At 55.5% G+C, this 23,722-nt stretch carries 18 protein-coding genes and 1 pseudogene; 2 read left to right on the plus strand and 17 right to left on the minus strand.

What is annotated here, in order from left to right; all coding sequences use genetic code 11:
* From hepT to A3OW_RS26070, 8 genes are all read right to left on the minus strand, one after another.
* Positions 1 to 429 carry a type VII toxin-antitoxin system HepT family RNase toxin gene (hepT, locus tag A3OW_RS0116630; protein WP_020564579.1) on the minus strand — a complete coding sequence of 143 codons (429 nt, stop codon included), beginning with the start codon at positions 427 to 429 and terminating at the stop codon, positions 1 to 3.
* Positions 419 to 814, minus strand: a complete 396-nt coding sequence (gene mntA, locus A3OW_RS0116635) for a type VII toxin-antitoxin system MntA family adenylyltransferase antitoxin (RefSeq protein WP_020564580.1) — start codon at positions 812 to 814, stop codon at positions 419 to 421. Before mntA ends, hepT begins: the two co-directional genes overlap by 11 nt.
* Positions 811 to 2,217 (minus strand): restriction endonuclease subunit S, encoded by a 1,407-nt coding sequence (locus tag A3OW_RS26590; RefSeq protein WP_020564581.1) that lies wholly within the window; start codon positions 2,215 to 2,217, stop codon positions 811 to 813. Before A3OW_RS26590 ends, mntA begins: the two co-directional genes overlap by 4 nt.
* Positions 2,214 to 2,546 (minus strand): hypothetical protein, encoded by a 333-nt coding sequence (locus tag A3OW_RS0116645; RefSeq protein ID WP_020564582.1) that lies wholly within the window; start codon positions 2,544 to 2,546, stop codon positions 2,214 to 2,216. Before A3OW_RS0116645 ends, A3OW_RS26590 begins: the two co-directional genes overlap by 4 nt.
* Positions 2,543 to 4,699 (minus strand): type I restriction-modification system subunit M, encoded by a 2,157-nt coding sequence (locus tag A3OW_RS0116650; protein ID WP_020564583.1) that lies wholly within the window; start codon positions 4,697 to 4,699, stop codon positions 2,543 to 2,545. Before A3OW_RS0116650 ends, A3OW_RS0116645 begins: the two co-directional genes overlap by 4 nt.
* A 1,073-nt stretch (positions 4,700 to 5,772) precedes the next feature.
* On the minus strand, positions 5,773 to 6,807 hold the full coding sequence (locus A3OW_RS0116655; RefSeq protein WP_020564584.1) for an IS5 family transposase: 1,035 nt from the start codon (positions 6,805 to 6,807) through the stop codon (positions 5,773 to 5,775).
* Positions 6,808 to 6,843: 36 nt separating this feature from the next.
* On the minus strand, positions 6,844 to 7,845 hold the full coding sequence (locus A3OW_RS25305; protein WP_020564585.1) for a beta-propeller fold lactonase family protein: 1,002 nt from the start codon (positions 7,843 to 7,845) through the stop codon (positions 6,844 to 6,846).
* Between the two features lie 367 nt (positions 7,846 to 8,212).
* On the minus strand, positions 8,213 to 8,758 hold the full coding sequence (locus tag A3OW_RS26070) for a response regulator transcription factor (RefSeq protein ID WP_332309827.1): 546 nt from the start codon (positions 8,756 to 8,758) through the stop codon (positions 8,213 to 8,215).
* 362 nt (positions 8,759 to 9,120) lie between these two features.
* On the opposite strand from A3OW_RS26070, the gene A3OW_RS28890 reads away from it, so the two are divergent.
* Entirely contained in the window at positions 9,121 to 11,079 is a 1,959-nt protein-coding gene (locus A3OW_RS28890; RefSeq protein ID WP_020564589.1) for a methyl-accepting chemotaxis protein, read from the plus strand.
* Between the two features lie 343 nt (positions 11,080 to 11,422).
* On the opposite strand, the gene A3OW_RS0116680 is transcribed toward A3OW_RS28890, so the two are convergent.
* The 8 genes from A3OW_RS0116680 to A3OW_RS0116715 all read right to left on the minus strand — a co-directional run bounded on the left by A3OW_RS0116680 (position 11,423) and on the right by A3OW_RS0116715 (position 22,722).
* The gene (locus tag A3OW_RS0116680) at positions 11,423 to 14,158 is read right to left on the minus strand and encodes a hybrid sensor histidine kinase/response regulator (RefSeq protein ID WP_020564590.1); all 2,736 of its coding nucleotides are present in this window, start codon (positions 14,156 to 14,158) and stop codon (positions 11,423 to 11,425) included.
* The gene (locus A3OW_RS0116685; protein ID WP_157385926.1) at positions 14,155 to 14,688 is read right to left on the minus strand and encodes a YfiR family protein; all 534 of its coding nucleotides are present in this window, start codon (positions 14,686 to 14,688) and stop codon (positions 14,155 to 14,157) included. Before A3OW_RS0116685 ends, A3OW_RS0116680 begins: the two co-directional genes overlap by 4 nt.
* Positions 14,689 to 14,738: 50 nt before the next feature.
* Positions 14,739 to 16,781: a TonB-dependent receptor plug domain-containing protein gene (locus tag A3OW_RS0116690; RefSeq protein WP_020564592.1), complete on the minus strand. Its 2,043-nt coding sequence runs from the start codon at positions 16,779 to 16,781 to the stop codon at positions 14,739 to 14,741.
* Between the two features lie 629 nt (positions 16,782 to 17,410).
* Complete coding sequence (locus A3OW_RS25315; protein ID WP_020564593.1) at positions 17,411 to 18,664, minus strand: DUF4340 domain-containing protein; 1,254 nt, start codon at positions 18,662 to 18,664, stop codon at positions 17,411 to 17,413.
* Between the two features lie 12 nt (positions 18,665 to 18,676).
* Positions 18,677 to 20,548 carry a GldG family protein gene (locus tag A3OW_RS0116700; protein ID WP_020564594.1) on the minus strand — a complete coding sequence of 624 codons (1,872 nt, stop codon included), beginning with the start codon at positions 20,546 to 20,548 and terminating at the stop codon, positions 18,677 to 18,679.
* A 10-nt stretch (positions 20,549 to 20,558) separates the two neighbouring features.
* Complete coding sequence (locus tag A3OW_RS0116705) at positions 20,559 to 21,293, minus strand: ABC transporter permease subunit (protein ID WP_020564595.1); 735 nt, start codon at positions 21,291 to 21,293, stop codon at positions 20,559 to 20,561.
* Complete coding sequence (locus tag A3OW_RS0116710) at positions 21,290 to 22,270, minus strand: ABC transporter ATP-binding protein (RefSeq protein ID WP_020564596.1); 981 nt, start codon at positions 22,268 to 22,270, stop codon at positions 21,290 to 21,292. The genes A3OW_RS0116705 and A3OW_RS0116710 overlap by 4 nt, the downstream gene beginning before the upstream one ends.
* 164 nt (positions 22,271 to 22,434) lie before the next feature.
* On the minus strand, positions 22,435 to 22,722 hold the full coding sequence (locus A3OW_RS0116715; RefSeq protein ID WP_020564597.1) for a co-chaperone GroES: 288 nt from the start codon (positions 22,720 to 22,722) through the stop codon (positions 22,435 to 22,437).
* Between the two features lie 16 nt (positions 22,723 to 22,738).
* On the opposite strand from A3OW_RS0116715, the gene A3OW_RS0116720 reads away from it, so the two are divergent.
* Positions 22,739 to 23,059: a hypothetical protein gene (locus A3OW_RS0116720; RefSeq protein ID WP_157385927.1), complete on the plus strand. Its 321-nt coding sequence runs from the start codon at positions 22,739 to 22,741 to the stop codon at positions 23,057 to 23,059.
* Positions 23,060 to 23,358: 299 nt separating this feature from the next.
* Here the strand turns inward: A3OW_RS0116720 and A3OW_RS28705 are convergent.
* Positions 23,359 to 23,538, minus strand: a pseudogene (locus A3OW_RS28705) (hypothetical protein); the annotation flags it as partial.
* Between the last annotated feature and the right edge of the window lie 184 nt (positions 23,539 to 23,722).

Raw genomic sequence — 23,722 nt, forward strand, 5'->3', positions numbered from 1 at the left:
TCAGCCTTGTCTCGGGTTGGCGTCGCGCAATAGCAATGCGCGGCTGTAATCCAGAAATTCGTCCAGATGCCGGGTGATGATGCTGACGGTGATCGGCAGTTGCAATTGTTGATAATCGTGCACGGCGATATTGCGAAAACCCACCATGCGCTTCAGCGACGCGGCCAATTCGGCTTCGATCCAGCCGCCGCGCGCCAGTAGTTCGAATACGTCGCGGGCGCTTTGCGGCACGCCGAGTCTTTCGCGGCGGATCAAATGCTGCCCCATGTCCAGCGCCGCCTCGCAAGCACGCTGGATATTCAAGATTGCGGCGTCCTGGCGGGTGTAATCGGCGGCAAAGCCATCGGGATTGGCCGCATACTCCTCCTTGGCCCGCGCTACACAGCGTTCGATGGTTGCCGCCTTATTAATCAGAACGTCATCGGCCATACACACTCCCCCGGTTTTGAATATCGTTCAACAGCCCGGCGCGGGCAGTGTCCAGTGCGGTTTTTTCGCTGAGAATGGCCGCCTCGTACAGAGCGGCTTGGGCATCGCTTGCCCACCAGCGCTGGCCCTGAGTAATGATTTGATATTGCATCACTGTCGAGGCCGCGCGCAGATCAACCAAATCCACGGGACAACCCGCCATGTCGGCCAGATCGCCCGCCAAAGCCCAAAGCGCTAGTGGATCGGCGTAACCCGCCACCAGCACCGCCAAATCCAGATCGCTTTCAGGCCCTGCCGTGCCCTGAACGCGGCTGCCGAAGGCGTATACGGCCAGCAGGTTATCCAGCCGGGCTTGCAGACATTCGACGATGGCCCTTTGCTTCATGCCGCCCCCCGCACGTCGATTTTGCCGGTCACGGCGGCGGTGATCAGCGCGCTGCGGTATTCCTGCAAGCGGGCGATTGCGGTTTCGACTTTTTCGATCAAGCGGTCGATTTTGGTAGTTTCGCGGTCGAGATAGGCGGCGATGGCGGTTTGTTCGACAATTGGGGGACAAATAATTTTCAGGATTGTTAATTTGCTTGCTTTTAGACCTTCGGCAGTTGAACCGGTAGACAAGCTTTTAAGCTGATTCTGAAAATGGTCAGACATCATTGCATACAGCGTAAAGGCAGAAGAAAAGTGCTTTTTATCCATTCGGAATCGGATCATTCTTTGCGCAAATGCTACGTCTTCCTTATCTACCAAAGCAACATTTCCCAATGGCGCTTCAGTGGTGAAAAGCACATCACCAATCATAGGCAAGCCCCTTCGCATGATTTCCGCGTAGTCATCTTCCGCGACGTATTCCTGCGAAGTTACATAATCGATATAACCCATTCGAACATTTCTGGCTGTTACCAAAAACACCCCTGAATCAGTTTTCTCCGGTGTTTTTCCGCGATAGTCTGATTTATCGGATACATATTTTGTAAACGGCAAAATTTCCCAGCCTTTCGGTATTGCCCTCAACCACTCAATCCCGAAATCCTTGAATCCTTCGGTAATGTCGGTGCCATCCGTAGGGGCGAAAAATCTTTCGCCCCTACCATACGCGCGGGGCGCTTCATGGACCGAGGTGTTGCCGGTGGTCAGGCCGAATTCCCGCGTGGCATCGTCAGGCAGGCCGCGAGTGACGGTGCGGGAGATCAGCGCGCTGCGTTTTTCCTTGAGCAATTCGACCAGCTTGCGCTTTTTCGCCACCAGCATATCGATCCGCCCGGTTTCCCGGTCCAGAAAGTCGGCGATGGCGGTTTGTTCAGCCATGGGTGGAACGGCTAACTGACAATTGCCGATAAAATCCCAATTGGCTCTTGGCATTTTAGAACCGTAGGTAGACGAATCCACCAATTTGATAAATCCGTCTGCAAGCAGCCAATACAGCAGCGCTCTACGATCAAAATCCTCGGCCTGGATGACTAAAAGTTCCGTTGAGCAAAGTCCGCTAAAGTCTGGAGCACACGCCTTAGCTAGATAAGGCCGCAATTTGCCGAACAGGGTTGTTCCTTTGGAGAAATAATTTGCGACACCTGAAGGCACAAGATCGGGATCAATAAACAGCAGTTTGCCGCTCCAAGACTCGATATTTTCCATGCCAATATAAGGCAGAGGATTTTCTTCATCCGCTTCGACTTTTTTGTCACAAAGATGGGTGGCCATTTTCAGCCTCTTCACTTCCCAATGCCCCGGCACCTGACCCAACCATGCCACGCTGCTGTCCTTATAGTGCGGATAGGCCGGATACTTCACAGCCAACCTCCACCGCGACGGAGATCGTAGGCTGGGTTGAATGCAATGAAACCCGGCATCGTCAAACTTTCATGCTGGGTTTCGCGTTGCTCAACCCAGCCTACGCGAACGGCTAAGGATTCCCCGGTTTTCACTCTGCGCTGGACGATTAAGAAATTCCGAATAGCCATCGAGGCGGATGCGCCGGGCTTATCCACCCTACGGACTTTTGCGTCGGCGGCAGTTGTCCGGAAATTCCCGGCAATTGCAATTTCGTTCAATTCGCCTTCGCCAAAGAGGTTTTGCAGATGCTCGCCGATGGCTTGGCCAAGCAGATTAGCCTCGCTCACGCCGTGACCTCTCTCAGCAATTCAATAATCTCGCCTTCCAGCGACTTGATTTCGGCCTCGATGACTTCCAGTTCGCGCGGTGGCTCATAGCGGTAGAAATGCCGATTCAGCGGGATTTCGTAGCCGATTTTGGTTTTGCCGTGATCGATCCAGGCATCGGGGACGTGGGGCAAGACTTCGCGCTGGAAATAAGCTTCGATGCTCTCCTTGAGCGGCACCGTTTCGGTGTCGCGCAAGTCGGAGTCGGGCTCGGGATTGCCTTGCCTGTCGGTGCAGATTTGCGCCGATTCGTCTCGCTCGCTCAGTGCAGCCAAAACGGCTTTGAGTTCGGAGGCCGATAAGCGGATGCCTGTTGCCTGTTCGGTTTGGCGCAGGGCGTTTAGGAACGCTGTACGATCCAGGTATGTAGGGGCGAAAGATTTTTCGCCCCTACCCAACGCATTTTCATCGCCATGTTGTGCGGCAAAAGCCGCCAGCAAGTCGCGAATTTGCTGTTGGCGGGCGCGGCCCCCTTCGATTTCCTGCTGGCGGGCGGTTTCGTTCTTTTTGTTGCTGCCGGCCAGGTTGACGAATGCAGTTTGCTCTTCAATCCGTGCCATGCGTTCTGCGCTGGCTTGGAAATTGAGCCTGAGCGGGCGTTCGACGGTGATCTTGTGATAGCCAAAGTCTGCGTTATCGAACACTTTACTAACCACGAGCTCTTTGTCTTTGCCATCGATGTTAAAGCGGCGAGTTTCGCCCTCGGTAAAATTGGCATAGATGCGGGTGATTTCGCCGATATGGTCCGGGTCTTTGGCTTTGTCGCCGGGATCGCCGATACGGCGGCGCTTGTTGCCCAACGATTTTTCCATCGGCACCCAGAAATTGCGGGCGTCGATCAATTGGATTTTGCCTTTGCGCTGCGGCTCCTTGCGATTGCTGATGATCCAGATATAAGTGGATATGCCGGTGTTGTAAAACAGTTGTTCCGGCAAGGCGACGATGGCTTCCAGCCAGTCGTTTTCGATGATCCAACGCCGGATTTCACTTTCGCCGCTGCCGGCATCGCCGGTAAATAACGGCGAGCCGTTAAAAACAATTCCGATCCGGCTGCCGCCATTTTCCACGGTTCGCATTTTGGCGATCATGTGTTGCAGAAAGAGCAATGCACCGTCGTTAATGCGCGGGGTGCCGGCGCCGAAACGACCGGCATAGCCCAAAGTATCGGCTTCCTGCTGAATGGTTTTTTGCTGCTGTTTCCATTCCACGCCGAAGGGCGGGTTGGCCAGCATATAGTCAAAGGTCCATTTGTTGCCCTCGCTGTCCCGGTCGAAGCCGTCACGGGTAAAGGTGTCGCCGAGAATGATGTTGTCGGCATCCTCGTCTTTAATCAACATGTCCGATTTGCACACCGCCCAGGCTTCGTCGTTCCAGTCTTGTCCGAACAATTTGGGCTTCGCTTCGGCATTGAGTTTACGAATGTATTCCTCGGCTACCGATAGCATGCCGCCCGTGCCGCAAGCGGGGTCGTAGATGGTTTTGACGACGTGGCTTTGCGCCAAGTCTTGCTCCGGCACCAACAACAGGTTGACCATCAATTTAATCACTTCACGCGGGGTAAAATGCTCTCCGGCTTCTTCGTTGGATTGCTCGGCGCCGATCCGGATCAGCTCTTCGAAGACATAGCCCATCTGCACGTTGTCGACGCGTTGCGGCGATAAATCGACGGCGGCAAAGGCTTTGATCACTTCAAAGAGGATGTTTTTTTCCGCCATGTGTGCGATCTGATCGCTGAATTTAAACTTCTCCATGATCGCGCGCACGTTCGGCGAAAAACCGTTGACGTAGTTGTTCAGGTTAGGGGCAAGATTATTGGGATCGTTAAGCAGCGAATGCCGGGAAGTCTTGGCGAATTGCATCCGCGACAGATTGTAGAAGCGATAGCCGGTAATGGCTTGCAATCTGGCTTGTATCACCCTTTCCGGTTTGCTTGTCAGGTTTTGATACTCCTCGAATGCGGCTTGTTTGGTGGGCTCTAACAAGCAGTCGAAGCGGCGCAGTACCGTTAACGGCAGGATGGCTTTTCTGTATTCGTTGCGTTTGTAGGGACCTCGTAAGAGATTGCAGATGCTCCAGATAAAGTTGGCTACCTGGCTATGGGTTTCGCCGTTCATTCGCGTTGTGGTTCCTTTGGATCTTTTCCGTTTGTCGTTTCAGGTACTTCTAAGAAATAAAGTGGCATGGCTGAAAATAATCCATGGCCGTAATTTCCGTACTTGATGAAACTATATAGTAGCCTGTGATTAACTGGCAAGACATAACAGCCATTCCCATCAATGCCCGGTTCGAGTATTCGTTGTGTTCGGCGGCGGCACCCATGCCGAATTGAATTGAATGCCGCCGCCGGAACGAGCCCGTACTTTAATTAAGGCTAAGGACGCGTGGCGCCAGCAAAGTCAGATCGTCCGACTGCTCGGCGCTAGCTGCATAGTCAATAACGGCACGTTGAATCAAAGATACCATGGTGGAAGCCGATTCGTCGGCTCGATTGGCAATAGTCAGCGTAACCATTGAATCAGCAGTATGCTGCGCGTCAGACGAAGTCATCGGCTATCGGATTTCCCGATTGATAAGGGCGTCCATTGCTTCCGGTAACCCGCGGCCAATCCCTCTTGATTGAACCGGGCCACTAAGGCCGGAGCGGTGGAACCCGAAACCGGTCACCCATCAGCGAGAAAATACAGCCGTGGCAAACGAAGCCATTAGAAAGGAATCGGTATGAAAAATACGACAACTATCTTAAAAAACGTCGCTTCGTCCTGAACCGCAGAGCGGTTCGAACTGCATTCCCATTTATGCCCTTGAGGGTACGCAGAGCATGAGAACGATCAGGCGGCATTTCGGGAAGTTATTTTTTGCCACATCCTTACTTTCAATTTTCGGATAGGATTGGGATATTAAAAATCAATTGATTCATTCCATGGAAAGATGCTCATGTCTATTTCTTAAGACAAACCTGATGCACTGGCCCTGGCTTTTGAAACCGAAACGCTTCCAGCCGCCTTTCTTGCACTGACCTATATACACGGGGGTACCTCGAAAAACCACCCAAATTAGCCATCAAGTCACAGTTGATATAGCCAATCAACCAATGCCAGCTGGAAACAGGCTATTTTTCACCCGCCTGGAGCGGTTTTTTTTCAGCCTGAAGGCGATCTCTATCCGCCCTTCAGGCGCACTTTGCCTGCTAACAGGCAAAAGCCGAGGCCACGCCGCTGGTTTTCAGGCTACATAAACGGCGTAAGTTATAAGTGGCCGCCTTCAGATTGAGCTGCAACACAGCCCGATCCAGGCCAATACAGCGCAAGCCCTTGCCGCCCATCTGTTGCAGGCTGGCATAGACGTGTTCGACCCGGGCACGACTTTTGGCAATCCGCTGATTGCGTCGCTGTTGACAGTCCGATAATGGTTTGCCCTTGGGCGCTTTGCGCTGGATATGCGTGCGCCAACCGTCCTCTTGCAGTCGGGCTTCACGCTCGCTGTCCACGTAACCTTTGTCGGCATAAACATCACGGCTCGTGTTGCCCGTATCCAGCACGGCTTCCAGATGATGCGTGTCGTGTTCGCTGGCGGTGCTGACTTTGAGTTTGCGGATCAGCTTATAGCGTTTGTCGGCGCTCGTGGATAACTTGTAGCCATAGTACGATTTGCCGTGTTTCTTGGTCCAGGTGGCGTCGATGTCTTTCTGCCGACGTTGCGCAGGCGTCCAATCGATCGGCATGGCATCCTGTTTGACCAACACTTTCTCGTCTTTGTTGAGCCGCTGCCGTGGCGCGGGGACGAGGGTGGCATCAACGATTTGCCCGCAACGTGCGAGGTAGCCGTGTTTGTTCAATTCCCGGTTGACGGCGTCGAATAAGGTTTCGCTGGCATTGGCCTCAACCAACCGTTCCTTGAAGGTCCACAGGGTCGTCCGGTCGGGAATTTGGCTGCTCTGACGCAAACCGACAAACCGCTGGAAGCTTAGCCTGTCCAGCAGTTGAAACTCCATTTGTTCGTCGCTCAGATTGTAGAGTTGCTGTAACACGACCACTCTAACCATGACTTCCGTCGGAAACGGCGGGCGACCGCCTTGGGTTCGGTCGGGCCGTGGCGCCGATTGATCAATCGCTTGCGACAAGGCTTTGAAGTCCACGTGTTTCTCCAACACCTGCAGAATGTCGCCCAGCTTATCCAGCTTGGCTTCTCGTTCTTCGGCTGCAAACAGGCTCTCTTTAATCATCGCTTTACCGGCTATCCATTTGAAAATGCTATTTTCTCATAGCCTTGGGTTTTTCGAGGTGCCCACGGGATATCCGTGTTTTAGAATAGGCGTGATCGCTATCCCCCCACCTCCGACCGGAATAGTATCCACAACAGTTTTATTGGCTATAGAGATTACATTAATATTTGCACCTGTCGTTACATAGGCGTACTTCCCATCTTGGGTAACAGCAACTTCAACCGGGTTGCTGGGGCTCATCAGCGGTACATGACTTTGGACGGTATTGCTGGCAATATCGATGAACGAGACATCCAAACCCAAATAATTTGAAACAATGGCGTATTTCCCGTTGGGCGTTATGGCCACTGAGCCAGGGTTATTGCCCACATCCGGGATTGTTTTAACAACGGTATTAGTGTTCGTAGAAATAACGGAGACATCGTAACTATCCGAATTCACTACATAAACATACTTTCCATTTGGGGTGATAGCCGCTTTCCAGGCTCCATTCCCCACTGGAATGGGTTCGCCCACGGCAGTATTGGTGATCGTGTTGATTACATGAACGGTATTTGCCAGGAAATCGGTCAAATAGAGAAATTTTCCATTCGGAGTAATGGCATAACAACCAAGGTCAACATCAAACGGAAGATTTCCCACAACGGTATTGGTTGCGGTATCAATGATCGACGCACTGGCGTAGAGCAATTTCCCGTTCGGGGAGATGACCATATCAGTTTGACAATTAAAAGAATGGCCTATTGGAATGGGGTCGCCCACAACGGAATTGGTTGCGGTATCAATCACTACGACACCGTCATCGATTATAGTCTCCACATAAGCGTATTTTCCGTCCGGAGATATGACGACGCCAAAAGGGCCGCCCGGAACCGGAATCGGATCTCCCACAACGGTATTGTTTGCGATATCGATTACGGTGACGGCGTCGTCATGTGTAGACGTTACATAGGCAAAGGGAGCGGCTTTTATTGGCAGCACGGTTAGCAAACAGCCTGCAAATAATAAAATGGATAAGAAAGCATGGTAAGTTTTCATTTGAAGCCTCTTTATTTGTTGTTGATATAACAGTACGGATGCGACTGTACTCTTATTGCAAAGCTGCCGTGACACGGGTTGTATCCGATTATTCGGTTTCCGTCCCAGCATATGTCAGGTTTGGCTTTGTTAAGGGGGATTTATATTAGAGAATCAAAAAATTATCCATACGTATGAATACTTATACGCCGGTCCACGAAGTCCATTCATGGCGGATTTTACTTTCCCCGGTGACGGGTTTGCCGGAATCGGATGCTGGATCTTGCAATTTTTCTCCCAGCCGGAGTATGGATGCAGGACGGCACCGGATGGATTCTGGGATTGGCGGTCATGGCGACCGGCTGCTGTCGTTGAGGGGCGGAGGGCTTTAGTTTGGCTCCTGATCGGGAGTCAGTCCGTTTTTTCGCGCCAGGTCCAGCAACTCCAGCAGATTGCTCGAGCCGGTCTTGTCGAGTATGCGCTTTCGGTGTTTTTCCACGGTGCGGTAGCTTATCTTCAGGCAGCGGGCAATTTCCTTGTTCGAAGCGCTGTTGACCAGCATCTTCATGATTTCATACTCCCGCTCCGTCAGTTGCATGAGCCGAAGTTTGGCTAGATGGCTTTGTTCGGCCATCGCCCGCATCCGGTCGCCTCTCGCCAGCGCGGTCCGGACGCTGGCCAACAGCGTTTCCCGGCTAACCGGCTTCATCAAAAAATCGTCCACGCCCGCTTTCATCGCTTCGACACAGGTCGGAATATCGGCATGACCGGTCAGAATGATGACCGGCAGCGGAATGGCCTGAGCCGCCAGGATTTTTTGTATCTGGATGCCGTTCATGCCCGAAAGACACAGGTCGACGATGGCGCAGCCTTTTCTTTCCGTAAGTTTCTCTGAAAAAAACGCTTCCGCACTGTCGAACGCGGCCACCGTCAGGCCTTCCTGTTAGAGCACCAGAGCCATTGCCCGGCGCGCGCCGGCATCGTCATCGACGACGTAGACGATGGGCTGATTTTTGTTTTGAGGATTAAGCATCGGGAGGAGCTTGCCTATGGCAGGTGAATTAACTTCCGGATTGCGGATTTATGGGTATTTCTACCTATAGCTATTCATTGGAGTTTGACTTTAATTAACGGTCAGGTAAGAGAAGATTTCCCCAACCTTATCCATATTATCTTATTTAACCGGTGGAAATCATCATTAACTCGACAGTTTTTGACTGTTTTATCGGCCTGCCGTTCTCAAATGCCGTGTTATCAAGTCTAGGTTTTTTATATTCCGAAGCAAGGAGATCTCTAGTGAAGTTATTTGGCACCAAACGAGTCCAGACCCGCATCGACGAAGCGGTGAAGATCATCGATAAAATGGTGGAGGGCGATTTTTCGCCGTCCATCGATACCTCGGGTTCCGATGTCGTCGTTCCGTTGATGCGGGCTTTGAAAAAAAATCAGGAAACGCTGGAACGCCGTGCCTCGGAAGGGCGCCGCGCCAGCGATACCAACGCCGAACAGAGAGCTTGTTTCGACCAGGCTTTCAGCAAGATGATCGGAGACCTTCAGGCCGGCAGGCTGTCCACCCGCATGAATCTGGAATCGCTGAACGAAGGCCTCTACCGCTATACCGCCGAGGGCGTCAACATGATCGCCGATGCCCTGGAAGCGGCTCTAAAAAAGCAGGAAGAAATTCTGGTCGCCGAAAATACCCGCATCCGCATCGCCCTGGACAACGTGAAGACCAACGTGATGATTGCCGACAACGAGCGCAACATCATCTATATGAATAGAGCGGTTGGCGAAATGCTGAGCCGTGCCGAAGCCGACCTGCGCAAAGCGCTGCCTCATTTCAATGCGTCCCGGCTGCTGGGGGCGAACATGGATCAGTTCCATAAAAACCCCGGGCATCAGAGCCGCTTGCTGGCCAATTTGACCGGTACGTACCGCACAGAAATTCAGATAGGAGGACGCACTTTCGAGCTGATCGCCAATCCGGTGATCAACGGCGAAAATGCTCGGTTGGGATCCGTGGTGGAATGGAAGGATCGCACCGACGAAGTGGCCGTCGAACAGGAAATCGCCGGAATCATCACGGCCGCCAGCCAGGGCGACTTCAGCAAGCGCATCGATCTGTCCGGCAAGGACGGTTTTTTCCGGGTGCTGGCCGAGGGCATGAATTCACTGTTGGGGACCAGCGACGAAGGTCTGAATGAAGTGGTCCGTGTATTGGGCGCGTTGGCGAGGGGCGATCTGACCGAAACCATCGCCGGCCACTACGAAGGCTTGTTCGGACAGTTGAAGGACGATTCCAACGCCACGGTGAAAAGTCTGGCGAAGATGGTTCTGGACATTAAAACCGCGGTCGATACCATTTCCACGGCAGCTCAGGAAATTGCCGCAGGCAATGCCGATTTGTCGCAGCGCACGGAGGAACAGGCCGCCAGCCTGGAAGAAACCGCGGCCAGCATGGAACAGCTTGCCTCCACCGTCAAACAGAACGCCGACAATGCTCAGCAGGCCAACCGCATGGCCGCCGCGGCTTCGGAAGTGGCGGTCAAGGGCGGCGACGTGGTGCAGCAGGTGATCGGCACGATGAACGCCATCAACGACAGTTCGCACAAGATCGTCGACATCATCAGCGTGATCGACGGCATTGCCTTGCAGACGAACATCCTGGCGCTCAACGCGGCCGTGGAAGCGGCGCGTGCCGGCGAGCAGGGGCGAGGCTTCGCCGTGGTGGCGAGCGAAGTGCGGAATCTGGCCCAGCGTTCGGCGGCGGCTGCCAAGGAAATCAAAGGGCTGATCGGCGATTCGGTCGAAAAAGTGGAAGACGGCGGCCGTCTGGTGAACGAAGCCGGTAAAACCATGGAGGAAATCGTTACTTCGGTGCGGCGCGTCACCGGCATCATGGCAGAGATCGCTTCGGCGTCGGCGGAACAAAGCGTCGGCATCGAACAAGTCAATCAGGCTCTGACCCAGATGGACGAGGTGACGCAACAGAATGCCGCTCTGGTCGAACAAGCCGCGGCGGCAGCCGCCTCTCTGGAAGATCAGGCCGACATGCTGGCCGGCGCCATGGGCAAATTCCGTCTCGATGCCTCCATGGATTTGTCAATCGGCATAAAAGACTCCGATCCGTCCAGGGACGCCGCTTTCAATCCCGGGAGTTCTCCGAACGTCAGTAACAACCGAGCGCGAAAAAAGGGGAAATCCTTGTCGAGCCGGCCTGCTCGACGCAAAGAAGAAGAGTGGGACCGTTTCTAAAAATGTAACTATTCAGCGAAAGCTTCAGTCCCTTCTCCCTCCGCACCCTAAAGGGTATAAAGGAGAAGGTTAGGATGAGGAGATCAAAATGAAGCATTTTTCCTTATATTTTCCCCTCACCCCGACCCTCTCCCGGAGGGAGAGGGAGTTAAATGCCTTAACTAAAGGCATTGCTCCTTCGTAGAGGGCTTTAATCGCTTTTCGCTGAATAGTTACCTAAAAATTTGTCATTCCTTTAAACCGCAAGAGGTGGGACGCAGACTGCCTCTTGTCGGCACCGCCTTCATGCCCATTGCCGTAAAGCGTACAGCTCAACCTGCACCGTGACGATGCCGGATTTCCGCTACCGGCCGCTGTCCGGCGAGAGCTGCGCCAATTGATTCATCACTTCGTCGTATTGCCGTTCAAACGTACGCAGGAGGTTTTCGTCGATCGAGCGGGTCGACAGGGCTGCTTCCACTTTTTTACAGTGTTGGGCCAGGCCGGTGACGTACAAATTCGCGCAAACGCCTTTGAAGGCATGGATCCAGTCGGCCGCTTCCTGCCATTGCCCGTTTTGCAGATGGTAGTCGAGTTCTTCGAATTTGCCGCGGTAGGTTTGGTGAAACAAAAGCAGCAGCGTGCGGTATTTTCCGGTATCGTTGCGCAGAGTCTTCAAGCCTTTGCCGACGTCGATTCCGGGCAGACGGACGCCGTCCAGCTCGGCCATGATGATTTTTTCCGGCGGTTGAACCGGGCTCTGCGAATGAGTCAATCCTTGTAGAACGGCTTTGAATTTATCGATTTCGATGGGCTTGGTCAGCACTTCGTTCATGCCCGACCGGTAGCAGCGGTCAAGATCGTTCGCCGCGGCAAATGCAGTCATGCCGATGATCGGCAGTTCGGTCAGCTTGAGCGTTTTCCGGATTTCTTCGGTGGCCTGATAGCCGTCCATGATCGGCATCTGGACGTCCATCAGGACCAGATCGATCTTCTCCTTCTTCAGCAATTCGACGGCTTCGCTGCCGTTGGCGGCTTCCACAAAATATTCCACTTCATTCTGGAGAATGTCCATGATCAGAATCCGGTTGATGTCGAAGTCATCCACCACCAGTGCCTTTGCATACTTGAACGCGGGGAAAGCCGGCGGCAAGGCAAAAACATCGGTTTCGGACCTTGCAGGTTCGTCCGTCAGCAACTGCCTGAGCCGCTCGCGGTCGTAAGCCGGTTTGGTCAAAAACGCCAAAGGATAATGCTCTTTGGGTAAAGAGCGGACTTTTTGTTCGGTCAACGGCGTGGTGATCAGCACGACGGCCGATCGGGAGAGGCGGCGGTTTCCTCGAAGAGTCTCGATTAAATGAAGGGCTTCCAGTCCGTCCAGGTCAAGGCTGATGAAAACGGCATCGAATTCGTGTTCCTCGAACAACGTCAAGGCGGCCCGGGCCGAATTGGAGCTTTTAACCCGGCACCCTATCGACCGGAGCAGCCCGGCCAGATGGTCTTTCGACTGAGGTCTCGGCTCCACGAGCAAAACCGATGGAAGATACGCCGGAACCGGAGGAGCCGTCTTCGGCTGGGCCGGACATTCGAGAGAAAGCGAAAAGGAGAACGAACTGCCCCGGCCCGGCTCGCTTTCAACCCTCAGACGGCTGTCCATCAGTTCCAGCAGTTTTTTGCTGATGCTCAGTCCGAGACCGGTGCCGCCGTATTTGCGCGTCGTGGAAACGTCGCCCTGGGTGAATACTTCAAATACTCGGGCAAGGGTTTCGGCATCCATGCCGATGCCGGTGTCCTGCACTGTAAAGGTAACGTCGGCGCGGTCTCCCGGTTTTGTTTCCGAAGCGGTAATGCCGAGGCGGATGTGTCCGGTATCGGTGAATTTGACGGCATTGGTCAGCAGGTTGATCAGAATTTGTTTCAGCCGCAGGGAGTCGGCGACGACAAGGCGAGGCACGGTTTCCGAAGCGTCGACGATGAATTCCAAGTTTTTTTCTTCCATCCGGGTAATCAGCATCTGGCTGATCTCGTCGACCATGTCGTAGAGATTGCACTGGATGAAGTCCAGCTCCATTTTCTCCGCGTCGATGCGGGAGATGTCCAACAGGTCGTTGATCAGCGACAGCAGTAAATTGGCCGATTCGAGTACGCGGTTGAGCTGCTGCTTTTGCTGCGGCGACTCGGAGTTGGCCAGAACCAGCCGGGTAAAACAGATGATCGCATTCATCGGCGTGCGGATTTCATGGCTCATGTTGGCCAGAAACGCCGATTTGGCTCGGGAAGACGCTTCGGCCGCTTCTTTTGCCTGTTCCAGTTCGCGGGTGCGTTCATGGACCTGGTCCAGCAGATTCAGGCTGTGCCGCTTCAAGGCCTCCTGCGCCTGGTCGCGCGCCGAAATCGCGTTGCCGATTTGCGTCAGCAGGCTGTTGAAAGCCGAGCCGAGTTGCTGGATTTCAACGTAACTCTGGTCGTGCGTTCTCAGCGTGTAATCTCCGTCCACGGTCACTTTGCCGACAAAAGCGGCCAGAGATTCCAGCGGCCCGGAAATCATTTTCTGCAGCAGCCAGGACAGCAGCAAGGCCACCAGTAAACCGACCAGGACGACGCTGGCCACCGTCAGGGCAAAGTGGGTCAGGATGGCCCGGTAGCGGGAGTAATCGGCGTACAGGACGACGTGGCCGATTTTATTGCCGCGGGGAAGCACCGGCCTGGCGTAAACCGCATGATCTTTCGTCTCTTGGTAACCGTACTTGCCGAGTTCCAGTTCATTCAAATGAAGCGCATCGGCCGGCCTATCCTCGGCGTGTCGGCGGTAACTGCCAAGCACCTGCCGGTCTCCGTCCAGCAGGAAAGCGGCGATGATTTGCCGGTCGTGCTTCAGCGACGCCAGCAGTTTATCGGCTTCCTGGGCGTCGTGAAAGACGAGGATGGCTTGTCCGTTGTCGGCGATCACATTGGCCTGCAAAGCCAGACTGGCGCGCATTTCCTGTTTCAGTTTCATCGACTGAAACGCGATGAACAGCACGCCGGCCACCAGCAGCGAAACGGTGCTGGTCAATAGGATAATGGCGAACAGCCGGGTTTTGATCGAGCAGCCGGTCATGGGTATTGCTCGGCTAAATTCAGCAATTGCGCGCCGAATTTGATTCGGGCCCGATCGGCCGCCTGCCGATTGATGGCGAAGAAAATTCTGTTTTCTTTCTCGAACAGCAGCACCATGCCGCCTTGTCGGTAAAACCTTTCGGTTTCACCGACCGTCAAAACCGGATAATTCACTACCGCTTGAAGAAACAAGTCCTCGGCTTTCGTGTTTTTTGTGACGTAAAGCAGATGACAGTCCTTAAGCTCCGCCTTCGGGTCCACTCCGACGGTTTCGATTTCATGCCGGCTGATGGTTTTCCCCGACAGCACGTTTTTTATCGTTTCGGCGATCTCTTTGCCGCCGGCAATGCAAAATCGAATGTTGCCGGAGCCGGAAGGCGAGATCTTTTCGGCAGGCCAATCGACGAACAGCGATAAACGGAACAGGTACGCGGCCTTGATGGCCAGCTCGCGCGTATCCACTGCAAGGCATTTTTTTACAGGTAGCGGCAATAACAGGATCAGGATCAGCATGAACAATACCCGTTTCATAACGGATGCGGCTGGCCGGGCCGGCGGAAAACGGAAAAGAACATCATCGGTCAAAATTGATAGGAAAGCTTCAGCATCACTTCCCGGGTGGGGCCGGGCAAAGCAGGATGTCCGCCATTATAAGGCTGGACGTATTGCAGTTTTTCGTTAAATACGTCGTAGACGCCCAGCCCGACGTCCACTCCTCTGACGAACGGATTCCGGTAGAGCCAGTACAGATTATAAACCCAGGACGAGCCGTGCCGCTGCAGCGTATCGCCGCTGTAGCCGTAACGATCGCTGATGAAGATCAGGGTCTGGTTGAGCGAGAGCGAAGGCGTTAAATTCCAATGAGCGTTCAGGGACACTTTATGGCTGGGAAAGCCGACGTTCAGGTGATCATGGATTTGTTGCCCTGCCGCATCGAGAATTTTGTATTTGTCGGCCGTGTTTCGGGTCGATTCGTAAAAGGAATAGTCCAGCGCCAGATAGCCCCAGTCATCCCGGTAACGCAGTCCCGTTTCGATGCCCTGCGTGCTCTGGCCGTCGGCGTTGATGTAAAAATCGTCGCCGTTTTCGTCGATTTGATAAAGAATGATGTCGTCGCTTTCGATGTGAAATAAATTGACCGACAAATCCAGATTGTGGAACGGCTGAAAACCCAGTTCGATTTCGGCAGTCCGGGTGCGTTCGGGTTTTACCTGAGCGATGCGCTCCTCGGGCGGCCTGCCGATGTTGTATTCGGCGTTTTTCTGATAATTGCCGCCGGTCGGAATCCGGAACGCGTGGCTGTACAGCGCTTTGAAATGGAATTTGCCGTAATCCTTGGTCAGGGCGGCGCGCGGCGCCAGATTGGTGCCGAATTCGTTGTACGCGTCGAAGCGCAGCCCGCCCAGCACGTTGAACCAGGGCAGGCCGTAGCCGGCTTCGGTATAAGCGGTGTAGTCGCTGAACGTCGGCAGGGTTTCATTGAGCCCCCCAGTCTGAATGTCGAATTTGTCTACGGAAAAGCTGTTGCCTACGACCAGATAATTGCCTTCGTCCGTCGCGAAGGTGGCTTTGGCGTTCAGTTTGTAATAATCGACATAGACTCTTTCGCGTAACAACGGCGGACGACCGTCCAGATAGTGGCGGGTGCGTTCCCAGGGATTCTGTCTGGAAAACGTGGCGTTGGTTTCGAGTTTGATCGAAGGGCTGAAGATGTGCTGGTAGTTCAGGCTTCCGGCATAGGTATTGAATTGATTGACCACATACCGGTCCGGACCGCTGAACTCGCCGGCAAAGCCGTCGCGGCTGTCGACCTCGTATTGATCGGCCAGGATGCGCAGGCCAAGGTTTTTGTAGTTAACGCCCAAGTTGAGCATCATGTCGTCCAGTTCATTCGTGTCGGCCATGTCGAAACGGTTGCCGAGCGCATCCTGATAAATCTGGTCGCTGCGGTGCGCGTTGCCGCGTTTTCCTGAAAAACTGACTTCCAGATCGCCCCATTTCTTGCCGGAAGCCCATTCCAGATTCTTGCGGGCTTCTCCCCTGGCGTAGCGGCCGTAGCTGCCGCTCACGTTGACGCCGTTCAGTTGCGCCGCGGTTTTACTGATGATGTTGATGACGCCCATTTCGGCGAAATTGCCGTGCACGATGGAGCCCGGGCCGCGGATGATTTCGATGCGGTCGATTTGTTCCAGCGGATAATGATTGCCGAATTGAGTGGTGCCGAAACGGTGTTCGTTGACGTTGATGCCGTCGATTCTCACCGCCACTTTGCCTTCGTGCGCCTGAATGCCGCGAATGCCGAGACCTACCACGTTGGATACGTCGACGCCGAAATTGAATCCCGGAACCAGTTGCAACACGTCGATCAAATCCCGGGCGCCCATGTTCCGGATTTCCTCGCCGGTGATGACCGTGACGATGCCGGCCGCTTCGTTGGCGCAGGTGGCCTTTTGATTGGCGGACAGAAAAACCGGGATTTCCGACAGTTCGGCCAGATCCATTTCCATGATGTCGGATATGGCCAATTGATCGCATATCGAGTGTCCGGTCGCTTGAGCAATCGGATGCGGCAGTAGCAAGACTGCCAGAACATTAAAAAATTTCAGAGATTTTTTAAAAGTCATCCTTCGAGCTCTAAAGACAGATAAACGTTGCCGCCACCGTCCGGCGGCTAGTTCTCATTATAATTCCCATGCACGGCGAAGCCTAACAAAAATCGGGCTTTGCCGTTCTTCGGTCAAACATCGGATCTTGAGAGGAAATAAGCTGGCATAGGGCAAAAAGCTTGCGCGGATCTGGCCGCCGCTGCCGATTCGGCCGCGGGGGTGAATCGATTCGCTCTAGCCGGAGCAGCAATGTCATTGAGTTAAGAAGGACATAAACTGTAGGGTGGATAAGCGAAGCGCATCCACCGCACGGCCGCCGGATGGCTTCGCCCTTCGACAGGCCAAGGAACCTTATATCCGGCCTTGTATCTTAAATGACTTGGGATAGGAAGAGCTTGAACCCGCGCGGGCATTGCATCACCTTTCATCCTTCGTGACCTGCCCGGAAACAGACAGGGTCGGGGAAGTAGGCCACGGGAAAATTCCTCATGGTTCCCACGCTCTGCGTAGCCATAGGGCATTAAAATGGGAACCCGGCCGAGAACGCTCCGCGTCCGGAACCGCGGAGCGTTCCGAACTGCGTTTCCGCGCTGAGCGTGCAACGATCGGGCGGCACGTCGGCAAGTGGTTTTTTGCCGCATCGTTATTCAAGATCGGCCGACTCCGGCCGGCTTTTTAGCCTTGATTTTTACTAACGGCGTTTGGGTCGCCGCAAGCGGTTTCAGCACGTCGTCGGGGCTCTTGTCCATATTGGCATATTTGAAGTCTGGAATCACGAAATGCCGGTCCTGAAAGCGCCGGTTGAGGTGCGCGATCTCGGCATTGAGCTCATCCAGTCGCTGCTGCCGGTATTTCGCCGGATCCTGAACCGCCGGCGGGGCGGCGGGCGCAGTATCGGTTTTGGCGGCCGGCTTGGACTCTTTTTCAGCGGCTTTTTGCCGGGCCTCTGCACCGGCTTTGGCCTTGTCCTGCTCGGACCGGATCGCCTTGTCCGCGGCCGCCTGATCCAGCGCTGCCGAAAAGCTCGCGTAATGCCTGCCGTCCTGTAGCCAGGCCGTTACGTGCACGGTGACGCCGTCGAAGGTGCGGTAACGGCCCTGCAACTTTGGCGCGCCGTCCGGCTGCGGGTGGGTTTTGGCGGCAATGACGTCTTCCAGTTTCAGGCCGGACAGCGTCGAGGCCAAGCCGCCGACGACGTCGGGCGCGGCCGGTTCGCGGCCTTTCGGCAGATCGGCCACCCGGAAGTTGCCGTTGCCGGGCTCCTGTCTGAACAGGCGCAGCATTTTGCCCTGCCCTTGGTTCAGCGCGATTTCGGCAATCCTTTCGGACGGAATGTCGGTCAGAACGGTGTCCACCCACTGGATCGGATCGCGGTCGATCCGGATCTGGCCCTGCGCCAGCCAGCTTTGCCGGTCGCCCGGACGGCGGACGAAGGTGCCGCCGCCGTGACTGCTGGTATTGCCGACGATCAATTGCGAGGGCCCCGTCAGTCCTTCGAGTTTGACCAGAATGCCTTTGGCGTCCTTGTTGCTGACGTCCTCGACGCCGAGATCGGAATAGCGCTCGGCTTGGGCGGTTTTCTCCTCGAGCAGGCGGGCATTGGCCAGATTCAGCAGCAGTCCGCGCAATTTGCCGGTGTCGGCCGGATAGCCTTCCTTTTCGCTTACTGTCCAGCCTGTGCCGCCGTTCTCCAGCGTCACTGCGGGTTTATTGTCTGCGGCGATGAGGCCGACGGTTTTGACATCATTAAGATGTCCGCGCAGCTCGGGAAGTGCGTAGGCGACCTCGTCCGAACTTTCGGAGGCAGGCTCACGGGAACTGGAAACCAGCACCGCCGCGCCGATCGCGACGACAGCGGCCACGGCCAGCCCACTTAAGACTTTCGTATTGATGTGATTCATCTTGTTCCCTCGTTATTTGGTTTTGCGTTTGGCCTGGCGAGCCAGGAACAGCAAACTGCCCACGGTCAACAGAATCGGCAGCAGCGCAATGTTGACGAACTTCAGCCAGGCGCCGAGTGCGTCGATGTCGGCATCCAGTTGCCGACGTACTTCACGCAGCTCCTTGCGGATTTCCAGCTTGCGCTTCAGGAAGTTGTCGAGTTCCTGCTGCTGGGCCGGGCTCAGCACGAATTTCTGATCCTTGCTCTTGCCGCTTTGCAGTTCGGTCAGTTTGCGCTCGGTCTCGTTGAGCTCCTGCTGCAATTCCTGTTCTTTCACCTGAAAGCGGTCGTCGGCGGCTAGTTTCAAGGCGTCGACGCGGGTGAACGGCCGGCTCGACGTGCCGCGCCCCCGGATCGAGATCAGATCGGACGAACCGGTGAGGTTATCGACCGCGTTGATGAACCAGTCGCCGTTATTGGCAAAGGCGTTCATCAGGCTCTGGCCGAAGAAGTTCTGGATATGGACCCACAACCGGTTGCTGAGCAGATCGGTATCGGCCACCAGCAGGATTTCACCCGGCTCTTTGGCTTCGGCCAGGTGTCCCGCCTCCTTCCGGTCCGGAAACGCCGTTTTGAATTGGCCCTGAAGGCGCGCCGCCAGTACATAGCGTTCGCCGGTCGGGGCGAATTCGGCAAGCAGATTGGCCGGATCCGGCGTAAACCGGAGCTGTTCGGCCGGCACGGTCATCGCCTGATCGCCGCTTTGCAACAGCGGCACCCATTGATAAGGCGAGTCCTTGGCCGCTTTGAAATGGCCGGGGCTGCCGACGATGATCGAGTCCAGATTGGCGGTGACGACGTCGTTCTGCGGCAGATCGGCCTTGCCGAAGCGAAGGATCGCCGGATGCCGGCTGGGCGGCGCGTTCGGCGAGGTGCTGACGGTCAGCGCGTGGGTCCGGTCGAGTACGACCTGATCGGCGTTGAATTCGACGCCCCAGGCTTTGAACAAAGCCGGCAGGTCGGAGGATTTGGCCGCCATCATTGCCGCCATCGGATTGCCGGGGTCGGCGCCGGAATTGTCCATTTCGGCGTTCGGATCGACAAACGCCAGCAGGTGTCCGCCGCGCAGCACAAACTGGTCGATCGCATACTGGGCGTCGTCGCTAAGCTGTTTCGGATGCACCAGAATCAATACGCCGATGCCGGGATCGACGATCTTCAGACCGGCGGCATCCAGCGTCTTGACCTCGAACAACTGCGACAGTTGCTGGTAGGTGGCCCAGGGTTCGCTCGGCTGCATGTTGTGCGGGTCGAATCCGGGCGCCATCGGCAGGCCGGTCAAAAGGCCGACGCTGGGCTTTTTGGCGGCGGTCAGTTCGTGAATCAGCTTGGCCACGTCGTATTCGAGAAAGGCTTCCTTGGCGGGATCGAAAAAAGGAATCGACGCCTGGCCGTCGGTGGCGTTGCTGCCGACCAGGCCCAGGAAGATCTTTTCGCCGGCCGGTCCGATCGGAAGGCCCTGAATTCCGGAGGCGGCGGCGCGGTCTTCGGCTTCCGAATAGGCGACCGGGTCGATCACTTCCAGATGGATCTTGTCGCCGGCCAGACCGGCGACTTCCTCCAGCAGCTCGCGCACCCGCTCGAAGTAGACGCGCAAACCGCGCACGTCGTTGCGGCTGCTTTCGGCGGTCGCCTTGTCGGAAAAGTACAGGGTCAGGTGCAGAGGCTCCCCGATTTTACCGACCAGGCTGCGGGTGCCCGGCGACAGCGTATAAAGCGAGTTCTCGGTCAGATCCAGCCTGAGTCCCCGGAACAGCGTGTTGCTGAGCAGCACCACCGCCACGAACAGCACGGCCAGCAACGCCAGCGCGCCGGAAGTTAATGTTTTGCGAGTCATTGCCATGTCCTAACTCCTATTCGGCTTTTTTCAAATCGATGACCACGGCGTTCGCATAGAGCCAAAAGCCGATGCTCAACAGAAAATAGATCAGGTCGCGCAGATCGATCACGCCCTTGCTGATCGCGTTGAAATGGGTCAGAAAGCTGAGTCCGGCAATGGCGTCTACCAGGCCGGCCGGGGCGACGGCACGGAATACGTTCAGCACCAGCGGAAAGCCGGCCAGAAGCAGCAGAAAGCACACCACCACGCTGAGGATGAACGCGACCGCCTGGCTGCGGGTCGCCGCCGACAGGCAGGCGCCGATGGCCAGAAAGGCGCCGGCCATCAGCAGGCTGCCGAGATAGCTTGCAAAGATGACGCCGTTATCCGGATCGCCGAGAAAGTTGACGGTCAGCCAGATCGGAAAGGTCAGCGCCAGGGCAATGGCGATGAAGCACCAGGCGGCCAGAAACTTGGCGACGACCGCCTGCCACATCGTGATCGGCAGGGTCAGCAGGAGTTCGATGCTGCCGCTTTTGCGCTCGTCGGCCCACAGCCGCATCGCCACCGCTGGCACCAGAAACAGATAGAGCCAGGGATGGAACGCGAAGAACGGCTCCAGATCGGCCTGGCCGCGTTCGTAAAAGCCGCCCAGATAAAACGTAAAGGCGCCGGACAGCAGCAGAAAAATCACGATAAACACGTACGCGACCGGCGTGGCGAAATAGCTGCCGAGTTCGCGCCGGAACAGAATGGCGATAGGGCTCATGCGCGGGCCTCCCGTTGATGCGGTTCGGTAATGGTGCGGAACACCTCGTCCAGGCGTCCGGATTCGAGCTGCAACTCGCTGACCTCGAGCTGATGGCGGGTCAACGCTTCGCTGACGGCGGCAAAAATCGGTTTGCCCGGCTTGGGGAAAGCGGTCAGGCGCTGGTCCAGCGGATCGATCTCGATCGAGTCGATTTCATCGATGCCGCTCAACACCTGCCGGGCTTTGTCGGCTTCCGGGGTCGTCAGCGAGACGGCCATGTGATAGCGGGAGCGGGCTTCCAGTTCGGCGGGCGTGGCGTCGGCCAGCAATTGGCCGCCGGCGATGATGATCGCCCGGTTGCAGACCGCATGCACCTCTTCCAGAATGTGGGTGGAAATGACGATCACCTTGTCCCTGGCCATGTCGTTGATCAGCGTGCGGACGTGATGCTTCTGGTTGGGATCGAGACCGTCGGTCGGCTCGTCCAGGATCAAGACCCGAGGGTCGTGCAGGAGCGCCTGCGCCAGGCCGACCCGCCGCTTGAACCCTTTGGACAGCGTCTCGATGCTCTGCTCCAGCACGCCTTCCAGTTGCAGCCGCCCGATCACGTCGTCCAGCCGCTGCTTGCGGCGGGTGCCGCCGAGGCCTCGAATCGAAGCGATGAATTCCAGGAACGAGCGCGGCGTCATTTCGCCGTAGCTCGGAGCCCCTTCGGGCAGATAACCGATGGCGCTCTTGGCCTCGAGCGGCTGTTCTTCGACGTCGAAGCCGCAGACTCTGGCTCTGCCCGAGGTCGGCGCCAGAAAGCCCGAGATCATTTTCATCGTCGTCGATTTTCCGGCGCCGTTCGGCCCGAGAAATCCGAGCACCTGGCCCGGTTCGGCGCGGAAAGTGATACGGTCCACGGCGATCAAATCGCCGTAGCGTTTGGTGAGTGCCGAGGTTTCTATCATGACGAAGACCTCGTCGGCCGAAGCCGGCCGAAAATCAAACATGCAAACATGGAATTACCTCCTGTGAGTGAGATTAATCGAAAGTTCTGACTGTTTTTTGCCGGAACGGCTCATGCAACAGAGGAACCGTCCCGCTGAAGTCCAGGCAAGCGAATGTTCAGAGGGGCGGGGGATCGTGTCAGGGTTCGGCTTGCTGGTCCTTCCTTTTAAATCAATACGGCCCAGACGTCGTCTTCCCGGAGCACCACAAGCTCCCGGCCGTCGATCTTGACTTCGGTGCCGGCGTATTTGCCGATCAACATTTTATCGCCGGCTTTGACGTTCATCGGACGGAATTCGCCGTTGTCCAGCACTTTTCCGGAGCCGACGGCGACGACCTCGGCGGTAATCGGCTTTTCTTGCGCCTTGTCCGGGATCACGATGCCTCCGGGAGAGCGGGTTTCGTTTTCCAGGCGTTTGACTACGATACGGTCATATAAAGGACGAATGCTCATCTTGTTGATACCTCGATTGAATCAAGAAACGATTGTTGTTTTTAGGGAAGCGCTGAATAAATCGGCTCCGTTCGCCCTGAGCCTGTCGAAGGGACTCAATCCGTGCTTCCTCAGAATAGAGAGCGCTGCGCGGAGCGTCGTTGGCAATTTAGGGATGGCTCATCGATTTTCAAGAGCAAAGCCGAACTCGATCGTTGCCGTGGATTCTCAAGGCGCAGGCCGCGAGCCTTATGCCCGGTCCGGATCGGTTTTCCGTTTTTCGCCTACTGAAGAAATTATAATGAAAACAGCCGCCCAGCCCAACGGGTTGGATTTAAAGGGCCGTAGGCTGGGTTGAGGAACGAAACCCAGCATTTAGGGCGCCGATGAGCCGGGTTTTCGCAAAGCTCCAACCCGCCTACGCGCTGAAGAAATTATAATGAAAAAGGCTGTTCGGCCAGTAGCCAGTAGCCCGGATGAAACACAGAGACTGTGAAAGAATTCGCAGTTTTGCCTCTCGCCGCAAATTCGTGCCGTGACACAGCCTGCTCGCGGCACTCTAACGGCCGCCGACAAAGTCGGGATTGGAATCGCCCCGTGCGCTATTTAAGGGTGCGAGGCGGTTTTCGTCTATGCATTTTTGTCTTATAGGGCATTCTATCCACCGCATGCCGCTGCTTTTTGGGTGCAGTACGCTCTAAACTGACGCAATCCCAAGAGGTTGAGCACACGCGTAAAGTTATAGGCCAGGGCCATTAAACTCCATTCTCCGCGCACTTTCGCCAGTCCTCGTAGCAAGAAATGATTCCAGCCGGCGCGGCATTTCAAGGTACCAAATCAAGTCCAGCCGTTCAATGTAGGCGTCTATCGCTCTTACCGGGTTATCGGCGTCAATGTAATCGTCCACCCGCGGCGGCAAGCGCGCTGTTTCCATACGATCAAATCTGGTTTTGTAGCGGCGACGCATCGGCTATCCTGGTTTTATTCCAAATGGGCAGATACTATCCTATAAGGAAAATAC

Source organism: Methylosarcina fibrata AML-C10, from assembly GCF_000372865.1.
Classification (GTDB): Bacteria; Pseudomonadota; Gammaproteobacteria; order Methylococcales; family Methylomonadaceae; genus Methylosarcina; species Methylosarcina fibrata.

Coding starts and splice junctions, on each gene's coding strand:
- A3OW_RS0116705 (WP_020564595.1), bottom strand. CDS start 21,293: ATGAGCCCTATCGCCATTCTGTTCCGGCGCGAACTCGGCAGCTATTTC.
- A3OW_RS25305 (WP_020564585.1), bottom strand. CDS start 7,845: ATGAAAACTTACCATGCTTTCTTATCCATTTTATTATTTGCAGGCTGT.
- A3OW_RS0116650 (WP_020564583.1), bottom strand. CDS start 4,699: ATGAACGGCGAAACCCATAGCCAGGTAGCCAACTTTATCTGGAGCATC.
- hepT (WP_020564579.1), bottom strand. CDS start 429: ATGGCCGATGACGTTCTGATTAATAAGGCGGCAACCATCGAACGCTGT.
- A3OW_RS0116680 (WP_020564590.1), bottom strand. CDS start 14,158: ATGACCGGCTGCTCGATCAAAACCCGGCTGTTCGCCATTATCCTATTG.
- A3OW_RS0116700 (WP_020564594.1), bottom strand. CDS start 20,548: ATGGCAATGACTCGCAAAACATTAACTTCCGGCGCGCTGGCGTTGCTG.
- A3OW_RS0116655 (WP_020564584.1), bottom strand. CDS start 6,807: ATGATTAAAGAGAGCCTGTTTGCAGCCGAAGAACGAGAAGCCAAGCTG.
- A3OW_RS0116715 (WP_020564597.1), bottom strand. CDS start 22,722: ATGAGCATTCGTCCTTTATATGACCGTATCGTAGTCAAACGCCTGGAA.
- mntA (WP_020564580.1), bottom strand. CDS start 814: ATGAAGCAAAGGGCCATCGTCGAATGTCTGCAAGCCCGGCTGGATAAC.
- A3OW_RS0116710 (WP_020564596.1), bottom strand. CDS start 22,270: ATGTTTGATTTTCGGCCGGCTTCGGCCGACGAGGTCTTCGTCATGATA.
- A3OW_RS0116685 (WP_157385926.1), bottom strand. CDS start 14,688: ATGAAACGGGTATTGTTCATGCTGATCCTGATCCTGTTATTGCCGCTA.
- A3OW_RS0116690 (WP_020564592.1), bottom strand. CDS start 16,781: ATGACTTTTAAAAAATCTCTGAAATTTTTTAATGTTCTGGCAGTCTTG.
- A3OW_RS25315 (WP_020564593.1), bottom strand. CDS start 18,664: ATGAATCACATCAATACGAAAGTCTTAAGTGGGCTGGCCGTGGCCGCT.